Raw genomic sequence first — 19554 nt, 5'->3', positions numbered from 1 at the left:
ACCCCATGCGCAAGGTGGCCTTGCGCAATCTCGCCGCGCACAAGGTGCGGCTGGCTCTCACGCTGCTGTCGGTGGTGCTCGGCACCGCCTTCATCTCGGGGTCGTTCGTCTTCACCGACACCCTGCAGCGCACCTTCGACGGCATCTTCGAAGGCCAGGCCCAGGGCGTCGACGTGCGTGTCGGCCCCAAGGAGCGGCAGTCGCTCGGTGTGCCGACCAATATCGTCGACGCGCTGGCCAAGGCCGACGGTGTCGACCGGGTCGCGCCTGCCGTGAACGGGCCGGTCGTCCTGCTCGACCCCGACGGCAAGAAGGCCGTGCAGACCGGTGGCGCACCGAGTTTCGGCCTGTCCTACCTGCCGCCGGAGCAGGCGGTCGAGGATCCGGAGACCTTCGTCGCCGGTCGTCCGCCCGCCGAGGCGGGCGAGATCGCGCTCAACAGCAGCGGCGCCGAGAAGGCGGGCCTGCAGGTCGGGCAGCGGACGAAGGTGCTCATCCCGTCCAAGGGCGACCCGTTCGACGTCACGCTCACCGGCATCTACGAGATGCCGGGCGCCGAGAGCAGCGGTGTGGTCGCGGTGATGTTCACCGAGCAGCAGGGCCGCAAGCTGTTCACCGACGGCTCGCACGTCGCCTACGCCGATCTCGCCGCGAAGCCGGGCGTCGACCCCGACGACCTGCGCGATCAGCTGGCCGCCGGACTGCCGAACTACAAGGTGCAGAACGCCGACGAGGTCCGCGAGGACATGAAGAAGGAGATCTCCGAGGCGCTCACCTTCATCAACTACTTCCTGCTCGCCTTCGGCGCGATCGCGCTGATCGTCGGCACCTTCATCATCTACAACACCTTCTCGATGATCGTGGCCCAGCGCCTGCGCGAACTGGCGCTGCTGCGCGCGATCGGGGCGAGCCGGGAGCAGGTCGGGCGGTCGGTCGTCAGCGAGGCGATCGTGATCGGCCTGATCGGCAGCGCGATCGGTCTCGCCGCGGGCATCGGGTTGGCCTTCGGTTTGTCGGCGCTGCTCAACGCCTTCGATCTGGGACTGCCGACCGGATCGCTGACGGTGCTGCCGCGCACCGCGATCGTCGCGTTGCTGGTCGGCCTGATCGTCACCGTGGCCAGTGCCTACGCGCCGGCGCGCCGGGCGGCCAAGGTGCCGCCGGTCGAGGCGATGCGTTCCGAATTCGCCAGCGCGGGTGACTCGTTGCGGCTCCGCACCGTGACCGGCGCGGTCATGGCGGTGGTCGGTGGCGTGCTGGTGTACGTCGGCGCGCAGGGCACCGGCAAGAGCGCGGCGGTGACCGTCGGCATCGGCGCGCTGGGCTTGATCCTGGCCGTGCTGCTGGCCGCGCCCGCGCTGTCGCGGCCGATGGTGCTGGTGCTCGGCGTGCTCACCCGGCCGTTCGGGCCGATCGGGCAGATGGCGCGCAACAACGCGGTGCGCAATCCGCGGCGCACCGCGGCCACCGCGTTCGCCCTGACCCTCGGCCTGATGCTGGTCTCGGCGATCGGCATTCTCGGCGCCTCGGCCAAGACCAGTGTCGGCGTGCTCATCGACAAGGGCGTGAAGGCCGAATACGTGCTGGCGGGGCCGCAGATGATCGGCGCCCCGATCGGCGCCGTCGACGCCGTGCGCTCGGAGGTGCCCGGAGTCAGCGATGTCACCGGGATCAGGGTCGTCGCGTTCAAGGTCGACGGCGAGCAGATCGGCGCCACCTCACCCGACGGGCCGATCGATCCGGTCATGGACATCGACGTGATCAGTGGTTCCACCACGATCGCGGCGAACGGGCTGCTCGTCGACGAGACAGCGGCCACCGAGCGCGGCTGGAAGGTCGGCGACAAGGTGCCCGTGACCAGCCTCGACAACCAGAAGCTCGAGCTCACCGTCGGTGGCATCTACGCCAATTCGCCGCTGCTCGGGCCCATGGTCGTCGACCCCGGCGTCTACGAGAAGCTGATGCCGCAGAGCCTGCGCACCAACATCTTCGTGCTGGTGAAGGCGGAACCGGGCACCGATCTCGCCGCCATGCGGACGAATCTGGAGAAGGCCACCGAACCGTTCGTGGTGGTGCAGGTGCAAGACCACGAGCAGTTCAAGGGCGCGCAGGGCCAGCAGATCAACACCCTGCTCGCCATCCTCTACGGCCTGCTCGCGCTGGCGGTGGTGATCGCCGTGCTCGGCATCATCAACACCCTGGCCCTGTCTGTGGTGGAACGGCGCCGCGAGATCGGCATGCTGCGCGCGGTCGGCACCCAGCGATCCCAGGTGCGCCGCACCATCTACCTGGAATCCATGCTGATCGCGATCTTCGGCGCCATCGTCGGCCTCATCCTCGGCATCGCGCTCGGCGTCGGCTTCCTGCGCACCCTGCGTGACCTGGGCATCGACCAGATCACCATCCCGTGGTCGCAGCTGGTGGCGGTACTGATCGCCTCCGGTGTGGTGGGTGTGCTCGCGGCCGTGTGGCCCGGTGTGCGGGCAGCGCGGACGCCACCGTTGGCGGCGATCGCGGACCTGTAAGGCGCGGGTCGCGTCCTCGGGCCCCGGTGGAATCGTCCACCGGGGCCCGAGTGCTTGCGTGTACCGGACGTGATCGCCGATCGGCGCTGGTGATTCGTGACGGCGGGTCAGGCGGGGTAGCGGTCGAACCAGTCGCGGGTGGGCTGGCCGTGTTCGTCGCGAGGCGGCGTGAGGCCGAATTCGGTGCAGTAGTCGGTGGCGAGGCGGTCGAGGGCGGAGCGGGCGTCGACCGTGCGGGCCCAGCGGTGGGGGAGGGCGGTGTGGCCGTAGCGGGCACCGAGGAGGCTGCCCGCGAGGGAGCCGGTGGCGTCGCTGTCGCCGGAGTGGTTGACCGAGAGCAGGAGTCCGGCGCGGACGATGTCGTGGGGTGCGCCGCCGCGGTTTTCGGCGGCGAGCACGGCGAAAACGGCGATGGCCAGGGCTTCTGGTCCGATCCAGCCCGCGCCGAGGGTTTCGATGTCTTCCGGTTCCGGCGCGCGCCGTTCGCGCTCGAGTCGGCCGGCCAGTGTGGCCGCCGCCGCGAGCGCCGCCGAGGTTTCCTCGTGGTCCGGGTAGCTCCCCAGTTCGGTGCGTGCGTGGGCCAGCGCCGTCGCGGTGTCGTCGCCGCGGGCGAGCCGGTAGATCAGCGCGGCCAGCGTGCCCGCGGGCAGCCAGCCGCTCGGGTGCCCGTGCGTGAGCGCGGCGGCGTCGCAACCCAATTCGAAGATGGTGCCCGTCGCGGCGCCGGAGCGGTCCGCGGCGTAGCCGAATCCGCAGGGCGCGGCGCGCATCACCGCGCCGCTGCCCTTGGAGTTGTTGATGGGCCGCTCGCGGGTACCGAGCGGGCTGGTCGGTGCCTGTCGCGCGGCCGCCTGCCGCAGCGCTGTGTACACCGAATTCGCCACGCCGCGTTGCTCGATCAGTTCCGGGTGGCCGCTGAGCGAACTGAACAGCGTGACCGGCTGGTCGGCCACCTCGGCGACCTGCCCCCGCAACCACACCAGCATGCCTTGCTGCAGCAACCCCATGGTCGCACCGCCGATGCCCTTGGCCCTGGCCCGCACCGAGCCGCGGATCAACGCCTCCACCGTGAAGGCGGTCAGCTGTGTCTCCTCGGAAATGCGCAGCTGGTCGACATCGGTGACACCGTCGCGGCCGTGGATCTCCCGGATCCGGTGCAGCGACAGCGCTTCCACCGGCGCGCCGAGCGCGTCCCCGAGCGCGCCGCCGAGCAGGCAGCCGTGCACGGCGTTGAGCCATCCCGATGCCGCGGTGGGTACCGCGTCACGGCTCCGATGCTCGTGTTCGGAATGCAGTGTCGCAGCGTGGCGCTGGTGTCGCTCGCGTTCGGAGACCGACGCCGCCGCGGGTGCCTCAGCGCCCGCGTGGGTACCGCCGTGGCGAAGGCCGGACGATGGTCCGCCCGCGGACGGTCCGCTGGGGCTTACGGGCGGCTCCGCCACCGTGCCGGGGTGGCGGTCCGGGTGCCGGGTGTCGATCCGGGGTCGGCCGTCGGCCGGGGTGGCCGGGCCCGGGGTTGTCGGGTCGAGGCGGCGGGCGAGATCATGCGCCGGCGTTCGAGGGGCATCCGCCCTGGCCGTGTCCGACCGGTGGCCGGGGCCCGGCGGGCCGCTCGTGGCGTGGGGGCGGCGGCGGTCGTCCGGGGGCGAGCCGGGGCGCGTCGCCGGTGCCGCGCCGGTTCTGGGCTGGTCGCGGGTCAGTGGGACTCCGCCCGTCGACGGGTGGGAGCGGCGACGCAGGGCCTCTGTGAGGGCGAGCGCGAAATCGGTGCAGGTGGCGAAGCGGTGCGCCGGGTCCTTGGCCATCGCCTTGGCGAGGACGGTGTCGACGGCGGGCGGCAGGGTGCCGCGCAGCGAGCTGGCCTGCGGCGGCGAGGCGTTGAGGTGGCCGAGCATCACGGTGGCGGGATTGGGCGCGTCGAACGGCCCGGTGCCGGTGAGCAGGCGGAAGACGGTGCAGGCCAGGGAGTACTGGTCGCAGCGGTGATCCAGCGGCGAGCTGGTGAGTTGTTCGGGGGAGGCGTAGGCGATGGTGGCGGTGAACTGGCCGGTGCGGGTCAGGCCGCCGGTGTCGTCGAGCAGTTTCGCGATGCCGAAGTCGGTGAGCACGACCCGCTCGTCGAATCCGGCGCCGACACCCGCCGTCTGGGAGAGCAGGATGTTGGCCGGCTTCACATCGCGGTGCAGCACCCCGCGCCGATGCGCGTAGTCCAGCGCGCTCGCCGTCTGGGTGACGATCTGCGCGATCCGCTCCACCCCGAATCGCGCGGCCGGAACCGCCGCCGCGTCGACACCGTCGACGAACTGCATCGCGATCCACAGCCGGTCCTCGTCGAGGCCGCGGTCGTAGACGGTGATGATGTTCGGGTGGTCGAGCTGGGCGACCAGGTCGGCTTCCCGCTCGAAGCGGGCGCGGACCTCGCGGTCGGTGAACAGCTCCCGGTGCATCAGTTTGAGCGCGGTCAGCCGCGGCAGCCTGCGGTCGCGGGCGGCGTACACCGCGCCCATGCCACCGCGACCCAGCTCGCGTTCGATGACGAACCCGGCGAACACCTCCCCGCGCCGCAACATCGCCTGCCCCCGTTCACCGAAACCGATCGTTCGCAGCCTAGCGAACCTCGCGCCGTCACACGGCGGGAGCGTTGCGGTCGGCCCAGTGGGTGATATCGCCGCGATCGAGCGCCGTGGCCAGCAGGTCGGGGAACTTGTCCGGGGTGCACGCGAAGGCGGGGATGCCGAGTGCGGCGAGCGCGGCGGCATTGTCGTGGTCGTAGGCGGGCGCTCCCTCGTCGGACAGCGCCAGCAACACCACCACCTGCACGCCCGCCTCCTTCATCGCGTGGCAGCGCCGCAGCATCTCCTCGCGCACCCCGCCCTCGTACAGGTCGGAGATCAGCACGAACAGGCTGTCGGTGGGCCGGGTGATCAGCGACTGCGAGTACGCGATGGCGCGATTGATGTCGGTGCCGCCGCCCAGCTGAGTGCCGAACAGCACGTCGACGGGGTCGCTGAGCTGCTCGGTGAGATCGACGACCTCGGTGTCGAACACCACCAGCGAGGTCTTCAGCGACCGCATCGACGCCAGCACCGCGCCGAAGACCGAGGCGTAGACGACACTGGCCGCCATCGATCCGGACTGGTCGATCGCCAGTACCACGTCGCGCTGGATCGACTGCGCCTTGCGCCCGTATCCGACGAGGCGTTCGGGCACGACGGTGCGGTGTTCGGGCAGATAGTTGGCCAGGTTCTTGCGGATGGTCCGGTCGAAGTCGATGTCGCGCAGCTTCGGCCGGTGGGTGCGGGCGGCACGATTGATGGCACCGCTCACCGCCGCCACGGTCTTGGCGGCGATGCGGCGCTCGATCTCGCGCACCACCTTCTCGACCACCATCCGCGCGGTCGCCTTGGTGGTCTCCGGCATCACCCGATTGAGCCCGAGCAGCGTGCCGACCAGGTGCACATCGGGTTCCACCGATTCCAGCAGCTCCGGCTCGAGCAGCAGCTGGGTGAGGTTCAACCGCTGCACGGCATCGCGCTGCATCACCTCCACGACGGTCGCCGGGAAGTAGGTGCGGATGTCGCCGAGCCAGCGCGCCACCCGCGGCGCCGAACCGCCCAGTCCGCCGGACCTTTTCGTGGAGCCACTGGACTCGCCGGTGTTGTACAGCGCGGCCAGCGCCTGGTCCATCGCCTGATCGGGCCCGCCGGACAGCCCGCCGAGCTGTTCCTCGGCGGCGGTGCCGAGCACGAGTCGCCAACGGCGCGCGTGGGATTCGTCGATCTCGGTCATCGGAGCTCCTGGGGAACGAACGGTGTGGCAGTCGAGTGAGAGGGCACGCGTCTGGTAACCCTCGGAAGTCCTGCGGGGTGGGTCCCGCGCTCCGGCGACCAACCCTCCGATAGCGCGACGTGGCCCGGACTCCGGCGGCACTCCGACGGCCCGGTGCCGGTACCACGTGGTGTCGGTGCGGCCGGGTTCATCCCGTCGCTCCAAGGATCGCGGCGGCCGCCCGCAGCGCCACCTGCCCACGGGCCGGATCGACAGCGACGGCGGCGGCCGTCGTCGACCTGGTCGGACCCGTATCGCGCAGTGCCTGCCCGATGGCGCGGCGTTCACCGGATTCGAAGGAGCCGAAGGTGCGGCGCAGCAGCGGGAGGGTGGCGACGAACTGGTCTTCGGTGAGTTCGCGCAGCCATTCGTCGATGCGGCGCAACAACTCCCGATCGTGCACGAGTAGCAGGCCGCGGCCGCCGAGGAAGCCGTCGATCCAGGCGGCCTTGCCGGCGGGAGTGTTGCCGATGGACAGCGCGGCGGCCAGCCGGCGGGCCGAGTCGGCGTCGTCGATGCGCTCGGCATCGCAGAGCAGCCGCACCGCGCGGCCGGCGATCGCGCCGTGCACGTCGTCGCGATCGGCGATGCGCTGCAGGGTTGCGAGCCATTCGGTGCTGGCGTGCTCGTCGTCGCGGGTGCTGATGGCGGTGTGCGCGGCGTCGATCTGGGTGCGCAGCGCCTCGGCCGCGTCGGTGTCGAGGCCGGTGACGGCGCCGGGCAGGCCGGCACAGATCCGCACCAGCAGGCCGTCGGCGACGTGGCCGAGCGCCTTGGTGTCGGTGCCGCGGACGTCGCCGTAGCGCAGGGTGCGGGTCAGCCCGGGGAGTGCGCCGAGCAGGTGGGTGACGTCGTGGTCCAGTGCGGCGGCCGCTTCGAGCCGCGTGATCAGGCCATCGGTGGCCCCGCCGAGATCGGCGAGCAACGCCGTCTCGAGCGCGTCGGCGAGCGCGGTGACGGAGACGCCGTCCCGGCTCGCCGTGTCCAGGATCTTGGCCTCGGCGGCGGTGCGCAGCGTGGTTCCCCAGACCGCGGCCTCGACGATGCGCACCGCGAATTCCGGTTCCCAGCGCAGCGCCCACGTCTCGCGGAAGGTGCCGGTATTGCGGACCTCGCCCACCGTCGGTGTACCCCAGTCGATGCCGAGCAGGCGCAACCGGTGCAGCAGGTGCGACCGTTCGACGTCGCGGTCCTTGCGCAGGTCCAGGTCGACGGTGCGGACGAGGGCCTCCTGCTTGAGTCGCAGGGTCTTGATCCTGGCCCGCAGGTCGGCAGCGAGCGGAACGGTGGGAGTGTCCTCGGGCACGCTGCCGAGGGTCTCGCCGACCACCAGTTCGTCGACCACCAGCCGCAGCATCGTCTCGTCGCCGCCGCACATCACCGACCGCACGGCCTCGGTGACCTCGGACAGCCCGGGCAGCGGCCGGTTCCGCAGCGCCGCGAGAGTGTCGGCCAGCCGCACGGATTCGATGATGTGCGCGCTCGACACGGGCAGATCGTGGGCCCGCAGCACTCCCGCCACCTTGGTCAGCCAGCGCGCCACCGGTCGCTCGGTCTCGGTGAACAGGTGGTGGTACCAGCCCGGCGAGGTGACTCCGGCCCCGTAACCGGAACTGGCGGCCAGCCGCGAATGCGTCCACGGCACCCAGGTCAGCGCCGCCTTGATCTTCGGCATCCCTTTGAGCAGCCGGGCATCCGGCGCCGCGGGTCCGAGCGGACCGGTCAGCGCGGGCGCGTGCCATGCCCCACACACCACCGCGACCCGCTTGGCCCCGTCCTTGAGCGTCTGCCGCAGCACCTGCCGCATGTAGGCCTCACGCCGCAACGTCTGCTCGTCGACCACCAACGGTGCCCACCTGTCCCGCGGTGAATCACCTTGTCCAGGGGGCGAATCCGATCCCGGCGACAACGGCTCCGTCGACGCACCCGCCCGCGGGTCATCGGTCTCGAGCGTGGTGGCCGACGAGCCGGCGGCTGGCGCGTTCGCGTCCTGGTCGGGGGTGGCGCTGCGGGGCGCGTGGTCGGGGGCGTCCTCGCGCAGGGCGGCCATGGCCTCGGTGATGGCGTCGAAAGCCGCGCTGTCGGGGACGGATTCGACGACCGAGTCCCACCAGCGTTCCGCGTCGTCGTAGCCCGCGGCCGCGGCGAGGGTGCCGAGCGGGTCGGTGCGATCACCGCGGGTGTCCTCGTCGGCGGCGAGAACGTGGGTGGCCGGCAGGTCGCAGAACCGCACCGGCACCGCGTGCTCCACGCCGTAGCGCATGGCCTGCCACTCCGGGGAGAACACGGCGAACGGCCAGAAGGCGGCGCGGGCAGGGGAATCCGGCACATAGGCCAGCAACGCCACCGGCGGGTGCATGGAGTCCGCCGCCACGTATCCGACCAGCGGGTCGGCGTCGGCGGGTCCCTCGATGAGGATGGCATCCGGCGCGAATTCCGCCAGCGCCTGCCGCAGGGACCGCGCCGACCCGGGACCGTGGTGCCGGATCCCGAAGACCCTGGTCACGGCACCCTCATCGGTGCTCTGTCGCCGTGGCGAACTCGCTGCGCCCGCTGTCGGTGCCGCCTCGACGTTCGCGGGGCCGGGGGAGGACAGCACCGCGCCGTTTCCGATTCCGGTCGCGCTGACGGAAGACGCGGCGGAGCGGACGGCATGCGCGACGGCCGTACCTGTGTATCTTCCGGTCCGTGTTCCGTGGCCGCTGTGTTCACTCATCGAAAGCCCCCTGTGCGCTGGGTGATTCGTTTCCCTCGTCCGTCGCGGGTTCAGTCGCCGATTTCGCGGCAGGCGCGGTAGAAATCAGCCCAGTCCGGGCGTTCGCGGACGACGGCCTCCAGGTACTCGGTCCAGATGACCGAATCGGCGACCGGGTCCTTGATGACGGAACCGAGCACCGCGCCCGCGATATCGGAGGCGCGCAGCACGCCGTCGCCGAAGTGGGCCGACAGGGCCAGCCCGTTGGTGATCACCGAGATCGCCTCGGCGGTGGACAGCGTGCCCGACGGCGTCTTGAGCTTGGTCCGACCGTCGGCGGTGATGCCCGAGCGCAGCTCGCGGAACACGCGCACCACCCGGCGCACCTCCTCGGCGGCCGCGGGGACGGTCGGCAGTTCCAGTGCGGCGCCGAGCTGTTCGACCCGCCTGCTCACGATGGCCACCTCGGAGTCCTCGTCGGCGGGCAGCGGCAGCACCACGGTGTTGAAGCGGCGGCGCAGCGCCGAGGACAGATCGTTGACGCCACGGTCGCGATCGTTGGCCGTGGCGATCACATTGAAGCCCTTGGCCGCCTGCACCTCCGCGCCCAGCTCGGGCACGGGCAGCGTCTTCTCCGACAGGATTGTGATCAGGGCGTCCTGCACATCGGAGGGGATGCGGGTGAGTTCCTCGATCCGCGCGATCGCGCCCGTGCGCATCGCGGTCATCACCGGCGAGGCCACCAGGGCCGCGTCGCTCGGGCCCTCGGCGAGCAGCCGGGCGTAGTTCCACCCGTACCGGATCGCCTCCTCGGCGGTCCCGGAGGTGCCCTGCACCAGTAGCGTCGACTCGCCGCTGATGGCCGCCGAAAGATGTTCCGACACCCAGGTTTTGGCGGTACCGGGCACGCCGAGCAGCAGCAGCGCCCGATCGGTGGCCAGGGTCGCGACCGCCACCTCCATCAGCCGCCGCGGGCCCACGTACTTGGGCGTGATCACCGTGCCGTCATCGAGCGTGCCGCCCAGCACATAGGTGACCACCGCCCACGGCGACAGCCGCCAGGACGGAGGCCGCGGCCGATCGTCGACGCGGGCCAGCGCGGCCAGCTCGTCGGCGAAGGCCTGTTCGGCATGCGGACGCAGCAGGGTGGTTGCCGGTTCGGTGGTGGTCATCGCAGCTCCTCGAGCATGGTCGCGCGGTCGGTGAGATCGTGGGCGAGTCGGTGGAAGGCCTGTTGCCAGGCGGGGTCCTCGGTGGTGTCGGCGAGCGCGGTGACGCGCGCGGCCAGGTCGACGGGCAGGTGCACGCCCGCCGCGGTGAGCAGTGCGCGGTCGGTGTAGACCCCGGCGCCGGCGTGGGGTTGACGGCCCGTGGTGCGAGCACGTTCGGCCAGCAGCCGCAGTACATGGTCGGCGACCGGGGCGGGCCACGGATGGTCGAGGCCGGGCAGGATCGCGTGCAGTTCGGTGAGCTGGTGGGCGTCGAGATCGAGGACGTGCTCGATCCGGTCGGCGGCGGTGAGCAAACCGAACAGTTCGCGGCGGCGCAGCACGGCCTGCTCGGTCGGGGTGGCGTTCGCGAAGAGCGCGCGCGCCCAGGTGGTCTCGCGCTGGGCGATGGCCGCGTCGACCCAGCCGTCGACGATCGCCTTGGCATAGCGCGGCGGCAAGGTGAGCCGCATGGCCGCCTCGGCGGTCGCCGAGCCGGCGGCGCCGACCAACGGAGCCCACGCCGTCAGCGGCGCCGCCGACACGGCCTGATGCAGGGTCGTCACCGTCGAATCGGGTGTGTCCCAGCGCAATCTGGCCTGGTCGGTACCGTCGGTGATGCCGTCGCGCCGGGCCTGCGCGTCGACCTCGGTCGGCACGCTGACCTCGACGCCGCCGTCCGCGTCCACCCGCACCCACGCGGCCACCAGGGCGGCCATCCGCTGCCCGTACGCGGAGCCGGGCAGCCGGGCCAGCAGGTTCGCCGCCGTGCGCCGGACATCGCCGCGGCGATCGTCGAGTGCCCGTTCGAGCAGGGGCTCGTCGGCGGTGTTCAGTCCGTCGTCGAGCAGCGCGAGCAGCTCGGCCTTGATCGGGCCGGACTCCTTCGCCCACGCGACACTCAAGACCTCCAGCGCGGCGGCCGGATCGGTGCGTCGCAGCTGGGCCAGCCAGTCCTTGCGTTCGCCGGGCGCGCCGAACAGCCAGACATCCTGGGTGACGACCGAAGTCTCGTCGTCGGTGACCGAGTCGGCTCGGTCGACCGGGAACGAATCGAGCAACGTCGACCACGCGGGATTGCGCGCGGCGAGCCAACGCCCACGGCGACCCGCCAGCCGTAACAGCGGACCGCGCAACTGCGTGTCGGAGGCAGCGGTGAGCGCCTGTACGCACAGCACATCCGGCAGCCGGAAGTCGAAGGGCGCCGCGGCGGCGAACCACTCGGGCAGGAAGGCCGATTTGTCCGCGAGCATGCGGCGCAGCCGTTCCGCGGCCTTGCGCGGGAGCAGCGGACGCGGATCATCCGCGGCGGCTTCGGGTTTGGGCGCGGTGCCCGGTAGCCTGCCGCCACGCAGGTACAGATCCTGGAGCGCGGCGGTATCGAGCAGCCGGACGGCCGGTTCGCCCGAGTGGCGCGGTACCGCGCTCGCGACCGCCGCCGCGACCTCGACACCGTCGGCGTTGCGCCGCGCCGTACCGAGCAGCGCGACCGAAACCAGTTCGGCCAGTTCGGGAGACGGACCGGACCCGCTCGGGAACTCGGTCTCCAGATCGTTCACCATGCCCGCGCTGAGCACCGAGATCGGATCGAAACCGTCGGCGCGCCACTCGCCGGTGACCGTCACCGGATGACCACCCGACACCGCGATCAACCGCCACGGCCGCACCCCCGGGGGCAGCGGCAGAGCCGTGCCCTCGGCGTCGACCAGCTGCCAGCCGTGCTCGTCGAGCACCGGGACGACCTCGGCCAGCACGGCGGGCCAGGCCCGCAACCAGGGATCGGCGCCCAGCGCGGCGGCGTAGGCGTCGAGCGCGTCACCGATCGTGTTCCCGCCGATCGCGGGCACGGTGGTGAAGGGCTCCGGGACACCGTGGCGGGCGCCCCACTGCACGCGCAGCGGTGCCGCACCGGGATAGAAGTGCAGGTCTGCGTCCACCTCGTGGCCGGGCGCAGGCACCTCGCCGGTGAAATTGGGGGAGCCGAAGGAATGCTCGACCAGCACCGCCCAGCGCCCGCCGCCGCGGCCGCGCAGCCAGGTGCGCCGGGTGTGCAGCCGCTCCTCCTCGCTGACCCGCATGCCGAGGACCTGCCAGCGATCACGCACCGCGGGCTCGGCCAGCACGGTCTCGGCGTGGGTCGGATAGCCGACATGGGTGCGCACGCCGGCCCGCAACGGCTCCGGCAGCGCGTCGATGCCGCGATGGGCCAGCACCAGCAGGTGCAGCCGGGCGTATTCGCGGAGCAGCAGCTCCGGCCAGTGCTCGGTCGACATCATCGCGGCGGGCAGCCTGCGCAGGGTGGCGGCGACCCCGGGCGCTTGCGCGTCGACCATGCGGGCCGCGATCGCCTCATAGGCGGCGAACGACCTATCGGTCTGGGCCAGGCCGGTGCGGATCTGGTCGGTGAGCCACACCTCCAGTTCGGTCAGCCCCGCGGACACCCGCGCGCGGCGTTGCTCGACGGTCGCCTGCGACGGCGTCGTAGACGGCTTGGCCTTCGCCGGCGCGGCGGCCTTGGCCGCGCGGCCCGCCAGCCATTCGGCCGCGAAATCGGCCGGTGCCTCCCGGTCCGGCACCGCGCCGCCCGACCAGGCGAGCAGCAGCGACAGTGCGTGCTTGCAGGGGAATTTCCGGCTGGGACACGAGCATTTGTACGCGGGCCCGGCCAGATCGACGACGGTCTGATACGGCTTGGCGCCACTGCCCTGGCACAGCCCCCACACGGCGCTCCCGTCCGCGCCGGTCTCCCGCCAGCGACCGGCCAGCTTGCGCGCGGCAGCCAGTGAGCTCGCGTCCGGCGCGAGTGCGCGGACCTGTTCCTCGGTCCACGGCGCCTGTCGGTCGGTCATCGCCTTCCCCCGTTCTGTGTCGCCGCAATATCTACCGGAGCGCACCGACAACTGCCGCTCACGTCGGTGAACCACCTGGAAAACGCTGGTGCTGTGGTGGATTCACCTTTTCCCTCTTGCTGCCTGCGGCAAAGTCTGGCATTCTGACCTGTTCGGCTCGCCCGGACCGCTCGCGCCGCTCACCGGAGCGTATCGCGGGTGTGAACACCTCATCGAGCTGCCCGCCGGGGTGGACGAGGGGTGGACATCGATGGGCCCGCCGTGGCTCAACGATGGCCATTCCACTCCCGCGGGCAGATTCGCTGGGGCACTGCGCATCCCCTGGGCGAACGCACCGCGATCGGGTAGCGTTTCCCGCGAGGATCTGGTCGGCCCGTACGTCGGCCGTCGCGGTGCGCACGGGGCGCGAAGGGGGATGTCGCAGGGTGTGCTCGGATCGGATCGCCGAGGTGGTCGCGCGCGAGCTCGCGGCCGACCCGGCCGTGGAAGCGCCGGTCGCCGCCTGCGTGATGGCCGCGCTCGCCGAGGCCGACGACGACAGGGCCGAACCGGACACCGGTGACACCGGCGTCTTCCTGCGCGCCATCTCGGTGCACGGCTTCCGCGGCATCGGACCGACGGCGACGCTGCGGCTCGACCCGGGACCCGGACTCACGCTGGTAGTCGGCCGCAACGGCAGCGGCAAGTCGAGTTTCGCCGAGGCCGCCGAATTCGCGCTGACCGGAGGCAACCGGCGCTGGGACGGCCGGTCCACCGCGTGGCGGGAGGGGTGGCGCAACCTGCACGAGCCCGACCTCGCCCGGATCGAGGTCGACCTGCTCACCGCCGGCGCCGAGACCGAACTCACGGTCGCCGCGCACTGGGCGCCCGGCGGCGACCTCGCCGACGCGCAGTGGACCGAGCGTCGCGGTGCCGCGCCGTCGACCCCGGTGGATCCCCGCAGCAGCCGTCAGCGCCTGGATCTGTACCGCCCGTTCCTGTCCTACAGCGAACTCGGCGCCCTCGTCGACGGCAAGCCGAGCGACCTGTTCGACGCCCTGCATCGCCTGCTCGGTCTCGACGAACTCGCCGCCGCCGCCGAACGCATCCGGCTGCGCAAGCTGGAACTCGAACGGGCCGTGAAGGATTCGCGCCAGTCTCGCGTCGACCTGCTGGCCGAACTGGTCGAGGTCGACGACGACCGCGCCCGTCGTGTCGCGGAGCTGCTGCGAGCGCCCGAACCCGATCTCGACGCCGTGGCGGCGGCCGTCGCCGGTTCGGTACTCGATGTCGACGGTCCCGATGGACTCCGCGCCCTCCTGCGCCTCACCCTCCCCAGCGCCGCCGAGGTCGAGGCGGCGGCGGATCGGCTCGCCGACGCGGCGACGGAACTGTCGCGACACGCCACCACCGACGCCGAGGCCGACCTGCGCGTCCTCGAATTGCTCACGCGTGCCCGGGAACACGTGACCGTCGGCGGCGGGTGTCCCTGCCCGGTGTGCGGCCGCGGCGACCTCGACGAGGCCTGGCTCACCGCCGCGGATACCGAGATCGCCCAGCGCGGTGCCCACCTCGCCGCCTTACGTGCGGCACGCACCGAGTTCGACGCCGCGCTGGCGGCCGCGCGCGCCCTGGTGTCCCGGGTGCCGGTCGAACTGTCGGCGCCACAGGCCGAGATGTCATGGCGCCCGGACACTTCCGGTGATGTTTCGCCGACCACGTCGCCTGCGGTCGGAGCCCGGAACGCGAGTGTCGTCCGCGATTCCGCAGAAGTCGGCGCAGCTCACGTGCCCGCTGACGACGGCGCCGCCGCGGGCGGTCTCGTGACCGGCGCCGGCGGGGCGTCCGAACTCGGCGCTCGGCTGGCGGTCGTGCGGCGCCGCTGGGCGGCGTGGGCGGCACTGCGCGAGGCCGACTTCGACGAGGCGATGCCGAAGCGGATCCGCGCCACCCACGCCGAACTCGCGACGGAGCTCGCCGCCCTGCACCGCGAGACCGACGCCGAACTCGAACGGCTCGACTCGGTGTGGTCGCCGCTGGTACCGCGCATTCTCGACTGGCTCCGCCCGGCCCGCACCGTCTCCGCCGACGCGGGCGAACTGCGCGTCGTGAAGAAGGCCGCCGACTGGCTCAAGTCCGCCACCGCGACGATCCGTGGCGAGCGGATGCGCCCGTTGGAGAGCACCGCCCGCTGGGTGTGGAGCACCCTGCGCCAGCAGAGCAATGTCGAACTCGGGGCGATCCGGTTGCAGGGCAGCGCGGGCACGGCCCGGCGGGTGCTGCTCGACGTCACGGTCGACGAGGTCGACGGCGCCGCACTGGGGGTGATGAGCCAGGGCGAGCTGCACGCACTCGGACTGTCCCTGTTCCTGCCGCGAGCAACCATGGCGCACAGTCCCTTCCGCTTCGTCATGATCGACGACCCGGTGCAGGCGATGGATCCGGCGAAGGTGGACGGGCTGGCCAGGGTGCTGGCCGAGGTGGCGCACACCCGGCAGGTGGTGGTGTTCACCCACGACGAGCGCCTGGCCGAGGCGGTGCGGCGGATGCAGCTCGACGCCACGGTGCTCGAGGTCCAGCGCCGCGAACGCTCCGTCGTCGAGGTGCGGGTGACCGGCGATCCGGTCCGCCGCTACCTCGACGACGCGCGCTCCCTGCTGCGCACGCCGCAGCTGCCGCCCGCCATCGCCGACGAACTCGTCGCCACCTGCTGCCGCTCCGCGATCGAGGCCGCCGGGCTCGCCAAGGCCCGCCACGAACTGCTCGCCACCGGCCTCGACCACGCCGAAGTGGAACGACGCGTGCGCAAGGCCCACACCACGCGCGCCATGCTCACCCTCGCGATCATGGGCACCGGCGCCCGCGTCGACGACCTCAACAAGCACCTCACCGCGGTCGGCGGCCGCTGGCTGGTCGGTGTGCTGCGCGACGCCACCGCGGGCGCGCACGTCCCGATCGACCGTCCGATGCGCGAATTGATCAGCGACACCGAACGATTCATCGCCTGGCTGCGGGCGCACGAGCCCGCTGCGGTGCGGTCGTGAGCGGCACGCGGGTGCTCCGGTGAACCGCCGAAACCGCCCACGCCGGACGTCGTACACACCGCGCCCCTCGGTCGCCGAGCGGCTCGAGGCGGCCGAGCATCTGCTGTCCGGTGCCGTGTCGGACGCGGGCGGGGTGTGGTCGCGGGCGGTCGCCTGGATCCTGCGCCTTGCCTTGGAACAGGCTGTCGACGAACTGTGGGCGCAGATCGCGCCGGAGCTCATGCGCTGCCCGATGCGCGCCCAGCTGCTGGCCCTGCGCGTGTACGCGGGGCCGGAGACCGCGGGGCAGGTGGGCGCGGTGTGGGCGGCGTTGTCGCGGGCCGCGCACCACCTCGACTACGAGATGGCGCCGAGTGTGACCGATCTGCGGCGCTGGCGGGATCAGACCGCCGAGCTGGCGCGGGCGCTGGAGCTGGTCCCGCTGGCCCACCAACCCTTCGCCTGACCACCTGCCCGCTCGCACCGGCCGACCGGGCAGGATGACCGGCATGGGTGACGCGAAACCATGTCCGTGCCGGCGCGGCGAACCGTTCGACGCCTGCTGCGGCCCGATCCTGGCGGGCGCCAAGCCGGCGCCGACCGCCGAGACCCTGATGCGTTCGCGCTACACCGCCTACGTCGTCGGTGACGTGGACTACCTGATGCGCTCCTGGCACCCGAACACCCGCCCCGCCGAATTGGAGCTCGATCCGGCGCAGCGATGGCTGTTCCTGGAGATCGTCGGCACCCAGCGCGGCGGCCCGTTCGACGACAACGGCACCGTCGAGTTCATCGCGCACTACAAGCTCGACGGCGTCCGCGACGCGATGCACGAGCTGAGCACGTTCGTGCGGGTCGACGGCGCGTGGGTGTATCTCGACGGCACCTTCCAGGCCTGACACACTGACCTCGTGCCCCGGATCGCGATCGAGTACTGCACCCAGTGCCGCTGGCTTCTGCGCGCTGGCTGGATGGCGCAGGAACTGCTCACCACCTTCGCCACCGACCTGGACGAAGTTGCCCTCGTGCCCGGCCAGGGCGGCGTCTTCCGCATCACCCTCGACGACGAACAGCTGTGGGAACGCAAGGCGGACGGCGGTTTCCCCGACATCGCGCTGCTCAAACAGCGCGTCCGCGACCGCATCGACCCCGACCGCGACCTGGGCCACAGCGACCGCAGGGACTGAGCGCCCCGAAGGGGTTCAGCAGCAGCCGCCGCCACCGCAGCAGCCGCCGCCCGTGGGGCGGGGTGCCGCGACCGGGGCGGGAGCCACGCCGCGGCCGGTGGTCGCGAAGGTCGTCAGCAGTTTGACGGTGTCGTCGTGGCCCGCGGGGCAGGCGGCCGGATCCGCGGCCTGGGCCATCGGGCGGTTCACGTCGAACGTGTCGCCGCAGGAGCGACACCGGAAGCTGTAGTTCGGCATCGGCACAGTGTATGCAGTGCGTGCCGCGCCGACGACGACAATGTCAGCGTATTCTCAGCTACCGATCCGGTGGCCGGATCGAAGCGAGCGGGCGGCGGGGTGGGCGAGCGCGCGCGGCCGGTCCCGATGGCGGTTCTCGTCGCCGAAAGCGCGGTGTGACCGTCCCGGCCGGTGCCGGAGCGCGGCTGTCATCTGTGTCCTTGGAGTAACCGTTACCTGCGGGAATGGTGCGTTGGAGGGCCGCCCGTGGCGGGTCGACGTACTCTCGTAGTGAGTCACCAGGTGCTGCGGCCTGCGGGAGCAAATACACAGGCACCCGTGGGTCGCGCCGGCTAGGAGGTGTGCGATGAGCATTCAGTCCGATCTCGACCCCGACCTGCGGACGCACGAGGCCGAGCCGCTGGCGCGCACGGAATACGGAATGGTCAGCGGAATCTGGGACGGGCCGGTCGCCGTCTGGCGCAGCGTCCCCTACGCCGCCGCACCCGCCGGACCAGCGCGTTTCTCCCTGCCGAAGCCCCCGCGACCGTGGGAGGGCGTGCGCGACTGCGCCGTCTTCGGCGATATCGCCCCGCAAGCCATGGGCGCGATGGTCCCCGTCGACTCCGATCTGGCGATGGGCGAGGACTGCCTGTGGGTCAACGTCTGGTCCCCGCGCCCCGAACCCGCCGACGACGAACCGCGACCGGTGATGGTGTGGCTGCACGGCGGCGCCTACTGTCTCGGCACGGCCGCCCAGAGCATCTACGACGGCCGCAAGCTGGCCGAGGCGGGCGACGTGGTGGTCGTCTCGGTGAACTACCGGCTCGGCGTGCTCGGCTTCCTCGACCTGTCCTCCTTCGGCGACCGGTTCGCCGCCAACCTCGGCCTGCACGACCAGCTGGCCGCGCTGGCCTGGGTGCGCGACAACATCGCCGCCTTCGGCGGGGACCCCGGCAATGTCACCGTCTTCGGCGAATCCTCGGGCGCGGGCTGCGTCACCGCGCTGCTCACCTCGCCCGCCGCGACCGGGCTGTTCCACAAGGCGATCGCCCAGAGCCCGCCCGCCACCACGGTTTTCGGGCAGGAGCGGGCCGCCGTCGTGGCCCAGCGTTACCTCGAGCTGCTCGAGCTCGGGCCGGGGGAGGCACAGCGGTTGCTCGAACTGCCGATCGAACAACTCGTCGAGGTCGGCGCCGTGCTGCTGGACGAGGTGCCGATCAAGGAGCCGGGCAGGCTCGCCGCGGCCCCCGTGGTCGACGGTGACCTGCTGCCCGGCTATCCGATCGACCGTTTCCAGCAGGGCCGTTCCCAGCGGGTGCCACTGCTGATCGGCACCAATCGCGACGAGGCGTCCCTGTTCCGCGTGCTGCGCTCGCCGATCATGCCGGTGACGCCCGACGCGGTGAACGCCATGCTGCGCGATGTCGCCGCCTCGCATCCGGAGATGTCGCCCGAGCGGATCGCCGAGATCACCTCCGCCTACCCGGACCTGACGAAAACCCGTGGCGCGCTGGCGATGTCCACCGACGCGGCGTTCCGGATGCCCGCCGCCTGGGTGGCCGAGGGCCACGCCCAGCACTCACCGACCTGGATGTATCGCTTCGACTACGCGACGCCGATGTTGAAGGCGGCCAGGGTAGGCGCGGGCCACGCCACCGAATTGCCCTATGTCTTCGGCAATTTCGGCACCCTCAATCACGACCCCACCTTCTGGCTCGGCGGACGCAAGGCCTCGATCGCGGTCTCGGGCCGCATGCAGCGCCGCTGGCTGGCCTTCGCCGAACACGGCGTCCCCGCCGCCCTCGACGGTTCCAAGCACTGGCCGCACTACAAGCCATCGGCCCGCACCACCCTGCTCATCGACACCATCGACCACGTCGTCGACAACCCCGACGCCGACCTGCACACCGCCTGGGGCAACCAGGCCGTCGGCTTCGGCTAGCCGAAACGCCGCGGGGGGGGCCCCCCCGGAGGGGGGGGGGGGGCCCCGCCCGGGCGCGCGCCCCCCGGCGGGGGGTGGGGGGGGGGCCGGGGGGGGGGG

At 71.9% G+C, this 19554-nt stretch carries 12 protein-coding genes; 6 read left to right on the top strand and 6 right to left on the bottom strand.

What is annotated here, in order from left to right:
• The first annotated feature begins 5 nt into the window (after positions 1 to 5).
• The gene (locus tag QH270_RS09375; RefSeq protein WP_432420330.1) at positions 6 to 2525 is read left to right on the top strand and encodes an ABC transporter permease; all 2520 of its coding nucleotides are present in this window, start codon (positions 6 to 8) and stop codon (positions 2523 to 2525) included.
• 107 nt (positions 2526 to 2632) lie between these two features.
• On the opposite strand, the gene QH270_RS09370 is transcribed toward QH270_RS09375, so the two are convergent.
• From QH270_RS09370 to QH270_RS09350, 5 genes are all read right to left on the bottom strand, one after another.
• Complete coding sequence (locus tag QH270_RS09370; RefSeq protein ID WP_280340187.1) at positions 2633 to 5095, bottom strand: ADP-ribosylglycohydrolase family protein; 2463 nt, start codon at positions 5093 to 5095, stop codon at positions 2633 to 2635.
• A 55-nt stretch (positions 5096 to 5150) separates the two neighbouring features.
• Positions 5151 to 6314 (bottom strand): VWA domain-containing protein, encoded by a 1164-nt coding sequence (locus QH270_RS09365; protein ID WP_280340186.1) that lies wholly within the window; start codon positions 6312 to 6314, stop codon positions 5151 to 5153.
• A gap of 187 nt (positions 6315 to 6501) precedes the next feature.
• On the bottom strand, positions 6502 to 8859 hold the full coding sequence (locus QH270_RS09360; protein WP_280340185.1) for a DUF5682 family protein: 2358 nt from the start codon (positions 8857 to 8859) through the stop codon (positions 6502 to 6504).
• Positions 8860 to 9119: 260 nt separating this feature from the next.
• Positions 9120 to 10220 (bottom strand): ATP-binding protein, encoded by a 1101-nt coding sequence (locus QH270_RS09355; RefSeq protein ID WP_280340184.1) that lies wholly within the window; start codon positions 10218 to 10220, stop codon positions 9120 to 9122.
• Positions 10217 to 13105, bottom strand: a complete 2889-nt coding sequence (locus tag QH270_RS09350; RefSeq protein WP_280340182.1) for an SWIM zinc finger family protein — start codon at positions 13103 to 13105, stop codon at positions 10217 to 10219. Before QH270_RS09350 ends, QH270_RS09355 begins: the two co-directional genes overlap by 4 nt.
• A gap of 425 nt (positions 13106 to 13530) precedes the next feature.
• Here QH270_RS09350 and QH270_RS09345 point away from each other — a divergent pair, with 425 nt between their 5' ends.
• From QH270_RS09345 to QH270_RS09330, 4 genes are read left to right on the top strand one after another with little or no spacing between them, the layout of a single operon-like run.
• A complete protein-coding gene (locus QH270_RS09345; RefSeq protein ID WP_280340181.1) occupies positions 13531 to 16128 on the top strand; it encodes an AAA family ATPase in 2598 nt (865 codons plus the stop codon).
• 19 nt (positions 16129 to 16147) lie between these two features.
• Positions 16148 to 16573: a hypothetical protein gene (locus QH270_RS09340; RefSeq protein ID WP_280340179.1), complete on the top strand. Its 426-nt coding sequence runs from the start codon at positions 16148 to 16150 to the stop codon at positions 16571 to 16573.
• A gap of 34 nt (positions 16574 to 16607) precedes the next feature.
• Positions 16608 to 17006 (top strand): YchJ family protein, encoded by a 399-nt coding sequence (locus QH270_RS09335; RefSeq protein WP_280340178.1) that lies wholly within the window; start codon positions 16608 to 16610, stop codon positions 17004 to 17006.
• 12 nt (positions 17007 to 17018) lie between these two features.
• On the top strand, positions 17019 to 17294 hold the full coding sequence (locus QH270_RS09330; RefSeq protein WP_280340176.1) for a SelT/SelW/SelH family protein: 276 nt from the start codon (positions 17019 to 17021) through the stop codon (positions 17292 to 17294).
• Positions 17295 to 17309: 15 nt separating this feature from the next.
• On the opposite strand, the gene QH270_RS09325 is transcribed toward QH270_RS09330, so the two are convergent.
• Positions 17310 to 17531 carry an FmdB family zinc ribbon protein gene (locus tag QH270_RS09325; RefSeq protein WP_280340175.1) on the bottom strand — a complete coding sequence of 74 codons (222 nt, stop codon included), beginning with the start codon at positions 17529 to 17531 and terminating at the stop codon, positions 17310 to 17312.
• 346 nt (positions 17532 to 17877) lie between these two features.
• On the opposite strand from QH270_RS09325, the gene QH270_RS09320 reads away from it, so the two are divergent.
• Complete coding sequence (locus tag QH270_RS09320; protein ID WP_280340174.1) at positions 17878 to 19455, top strand: carboxylesterase/lipase family protein; 1578 nt, start codon at positions 17878 to 17880, stop codon at positions 19453 to 19455.
• Positions 19456 to 19554 lie beyond the last annotated feature (99 nt).

It is taken from the genome of Nocardia neocaledoniensis, assembly GCF_029868625.1.
GTDB classification, from domain to species: domain Bacteria; phylum Actinomycetota; class Actinomycetes; order Mycobacteriales; family Mycobacteriaceae; genus Nocardia; species Nocardia neocaledoniensis_A.
Note: the sequence above shows the minus strand (reverse complement) of the source record. Positions and strands in the feature narration are given on the sequence as shown.

Coding starts and splice junctions, on each gene's coding strand:
- QH270_RS09375 (WP_432420330.1), top strand. CDS start 6: ATGCGCAAGGTGGCCTTGCGCAATCTCGCCGCGCACAAGGTGCGGCTG.
- QH270_RS09370 (WP_280340187.1), bottom strand. CDS start 5,095: ATGTTGCGGCGCGGGGAGGTGTTCGCCGGGTTCGTCATCGAACGCGAG.
- QH270_RS09365 (WP_280340186.1), bottom strand. CDS start 6,314: ATGACCGAGATCGACGAATCCCACGCGCGCCGTTGGCGACTCGTGCTC.
- QH270_RS09355 (WP_280340184.1), bottom strand. CDS start 10,220: ATGACCACCACCGAACCGGCAACCACCCTGCTGCGTCCGCATGCCGAA.
- QH270_RS09350 (WP_280340182.1), bottom strand. CDS start 13,105: ATGACCGACCGACAGGCGCCGTGGACCGAGGAACAGGTCCGCGCACTC.
- QH270_RS09335 (WP_280340178.1), top strand. CDS start 16,608: ATGACCGGCATGGGTGACGCGAAACCATGTCCGTGCCGGCGCGGCGAA.
- QH270_RS09325 (WP_280340175.1), bottom strand. CDS start 17,531: ATGCCGAACTACAGCTTCCGGTGTCGCTCCTGCGGCGACACGTTCGAC.
- QH270_RS09320 (WP_280340174.1), top strand. CDS start 17,878: ATGAGCATTCAGTCCGATCTCGACCCCGACCTGCGGACGCACGAGGCC.